The sequence below is a fragment of the Carboxylicivirga linearis genome, assembly GCF_018271995.1.
Lineage (GTDB): Bacteria > Bacteroidota > Bacteroidia > Bacteroidales > Marinilabiliaceae > Carboxylicivirga > Carboxylicivirga linearis.
This window is the reverse complement of sequence record NZ_JAGUCO010000065.1, coordinates 1-3,058: the sequence shown is the minus strand read 5'-3', so window position 1 is coordinate 3,058 and position 3,058 is coordinate 1. Positions and strand designations below refer to the sequence as shown.

Here is a 3,058-nt window from a genome sequence, read left to right as displayed (position 1 = left end):
AAAAGCTGCTTGCGGAGCCATTGGAACATTATCCTCATGTTCTTCGGTTTAAGGCTCTGCAGGAATTTGAAGGAAAGTGCTCAATGAGTCTGATCTGCAACGGGCGGCTTTATTGTTTTGAAGTTGGGTATTCATCTGATCTGATTCTTATTGCGGATATCAATCATTTTAAAGGCGATTTACTCGGATCCATTGCTTGCTCCGAATTGGCACCTGATCAGACTGAACAATGTATAAAAAGTATCAGACAAAAGAAGATACGTTCAAAAGTGGAACAAACCACGGTTGATAATATTGAATTTGCACTGGATGAAATAGGAGTGAAAAAGGATCTGATATTTATACGATTAAGTATTAAGAATTCCTCCAATATCATTTATAGTACTCAAAACCTGCTGTTTCTGATGCAGGATAAAAAGACGAAAAAAGCATCCAACAGCCAGGAGTATCCTATCTATCCTGTAAAAGTAGCAGGTGATTTTAAGAGTATAGAGCCCGGCGATAGGGCGACTGTAGTAGTGGTTTTTAAAGCTTTTACCATACCTGAACATAAAACCGTCAGAATCATTCTGAAGGAAGAAAGTGACAGTTTTACCGGAAGGGATATGAACTTGGATATTAAGAATAAAGCTATCACTAAAGCAAAGGAACTGAATACTCATTCATAAGGAAAGAAAACCATGTCTCATTCTGAAGGACAATACCTGATTCGCTTGCATGAAGCCTTTCGTTTTATGTCCTATCTGCTTTTGCTGATATCCTTTTATATCATATGTAAGGGTTATTTCAGGCAATATGGAATATATCAGAAAGAATTGGATTTTGCTTTTGAGGAGCTTCAAAGACTGGTTTTTCTGTCGGATCCGATCACTTCCAAATGGGTTCTCTTGTCTGTATTGTTTGTTACCTGCGTGGGTACCCGGGGGAAGAAAGATCCGGACTTATCCATATCTGCCATAACAGTCCAGATCGTGTTGGGATTGACCATGTACTGGATTGCATTACGGTTTATTGATTTTCAACCGTTGGCATATATGATTTTTTCATTGGTTGGTTTTGTAATGCTCAACATTGCTTTTGATAATGTATCCCAACTGATCAATGTAAATCTGATGAAGGATCGTTTTAACCAAAACAATGAGAGCTTTGAACAGGAAGAAAGTTTAATTCAGAATAATTTTTCAGTTAACCTTTCAACAGAGTATACTTATCAAAACAAGAAGCGGGAAGGATGGATCAATATTGTAAATCCGTTTAGAGCCACTATGGTGATTGGAACACCGGGATCGGGTAAATCATACAGTGTGGTTCAGCCATTTATCTTTCAACACCTGAAGAAGGGATTTGCCATGTGTCTGTATGATTTTAAATATCCCGACCTATCATCATTGGCTTATTACTCCTATCTAAGGAAAAGAATCAACGGAAATACAAAAAGAAAAATGCGTTTCTGTGTGATTAATCCGGATAATGTTTGTTGCAGTCTTCGGTGTAATCCTTTGGCCCCCGAATTTATGGACAGTCAGATAGATGCCTTTGAAGCTTCGGCAACCATCCTATACAATCTGAATAAAGAGTGGATTCGAAAGCAGGGAGAATTTTTCTCAGAATCAGCGGTTACTTTTCTGGCCGCAGTAATATGGTTTTTGAAGCGATATAAAGATGGACGGTTTTGTACCTTACCTCATGCCATTGAATTACTGCAACTGGATTATGATGATCTGTTTGCTATCATGTCTTCCGAACCGGATGTGACCAATGTGATAAATCCTTTTGTGAATGCTCATCAGAGAGGAGCAGGGGAACAGCTGGAAGGACAATTGGGAAGCTTGAAGATTGCGATATCAAAAATAATAACACCGGAGATATACTGGATCTGTTCGGGCAATGATTTTACCCTGGATATAAATAATCCCGATGATCCCAAAATCTTATGCCTGGCAAATAATCCTCTGCGAATTGAGATGTATGGGGCCATATTATCATTGTTTGTAACTCGCATGTTGAAGATTATTAATCGTAGAAATCAGCAACCGGCATCATTGATCTTTGATGAGTTGCCTACCATTTATTTCAGGGGGCTGGATACTTTGATTGCAACTGCAAGAAGTAATAAAATAAGCACTCTGCTGGGGATTCAAACCGTTGATCAACTAATACGTGACTATGGCAAGGAAGCTGCCAATGCTGTTCTGACAAACATTGGTAATGTATTTTCAGGTCAGGCAACCGGTGAAACAGCCCGATATATCCAGAATCGCATGGGTAAGGTATTGCAACAAAGGCAATCGTTGAGTATTGATCGTATCAGACAATCATCGACCATATCCACACAGATGGATTACCTGGTACCGGAAGGTCGCATCTCAACCCTCGCGCAAGGACATATGGTGGGGCAGGTGGCTGATAGTTTTCAATATCCGGTAAAGCATAAAAATTTCAATGCCTTTATTCGATCAGATAGAAACATAGAAGCTTTAAAAGGTAGAATAAATCCTGAGATGCCGGTTTATTATCGTTTTGACGATCGGGAAAAAGTACTGGAAAACAATCGCAATAAAATACGAAATGAGATACAGGTCATACGGGCTGAGATAATCGGTCAGATGGTCTGAATCAGGTTTAATTTAAATGATGTTGATATGGAACAAAACACGCGTTACAAATTAGAAGATGTGCCTTTGAGTCAGTTGGAGAAGGTTGGTGTAAAGAGAGACTTTATGGAGAAGATGGATCAACGTGAGTTAACTGATTTTCTTAATGGATTCCGTTCGCAGAAACTGTATACGGTCAATGCGAAGATTAATGATGAGACTTATCGCCTTCCGGCAAAAATCCGTCTGCATCGCGAAGGGGATGAAGTAAAAGTGAGGATTCATCCCATCCAGCGTTTGCATATTCCCGATCAGTATATGGGGCATACCTTTACAAATGAAGAAAAGACAGCCCTGATCAATGACCGAAATATGGGTAAGGTGATTGAGTTGCAGGATCTGTCAGGTAAGAAGGATAAATACTTTATAGGGGTTGATTCTAAAACCAATGAAATCATACCTCT

3 protein-coding genes are annotated in these 3,058 nt (G+C 39.3%); all 3 read left to right on the top strand.

Features of this window, described 5'->3' with window-relative positions; all coding sequences use genetic code 11:
• Positions 1-668, top strand: a 668-nt coding sequence (locus KEM10_RS23480; RefSeq protein WP_212220726.1) for a DUF4138 domain-containing protein, incomplete at its 5' end; no start/stop codon positions are given.
• A gap of 12 nt (positions 669-680) precedes the next feature.
• Positions 681-2,615 carry a YWFCY domain-containing protein gene (locus KEM10_RS23475; RefSeq protein WP_212220723.1) on the top strand — a complete coding sequence of 645 codons (1,935 nt, stop codon included), beginning with the start codon at positions 681-683 and terminating at the stop codon, positions 2,613-2,615.
• A 27-nt stretch (positions 2,616-2,642) separates the two neighbouring features.
• On the top strand, positions 2,643-3,058 hold a 416-nt coding region (locus KEM10_RS23470), incomplete at its 3' end, for a DUF4099 domain-containing protein (protein WP_212220720.1).

What these genes read in the sequence shown, in the direction of transcription:
- KEM10_RS23475 (WP_212220723.1), top strand. Translation starts at nt 681, where the DNA reads ATGTCTCATTCTGAAGGACAATACCTGATTCGCTTGCATGAAGCCTTT.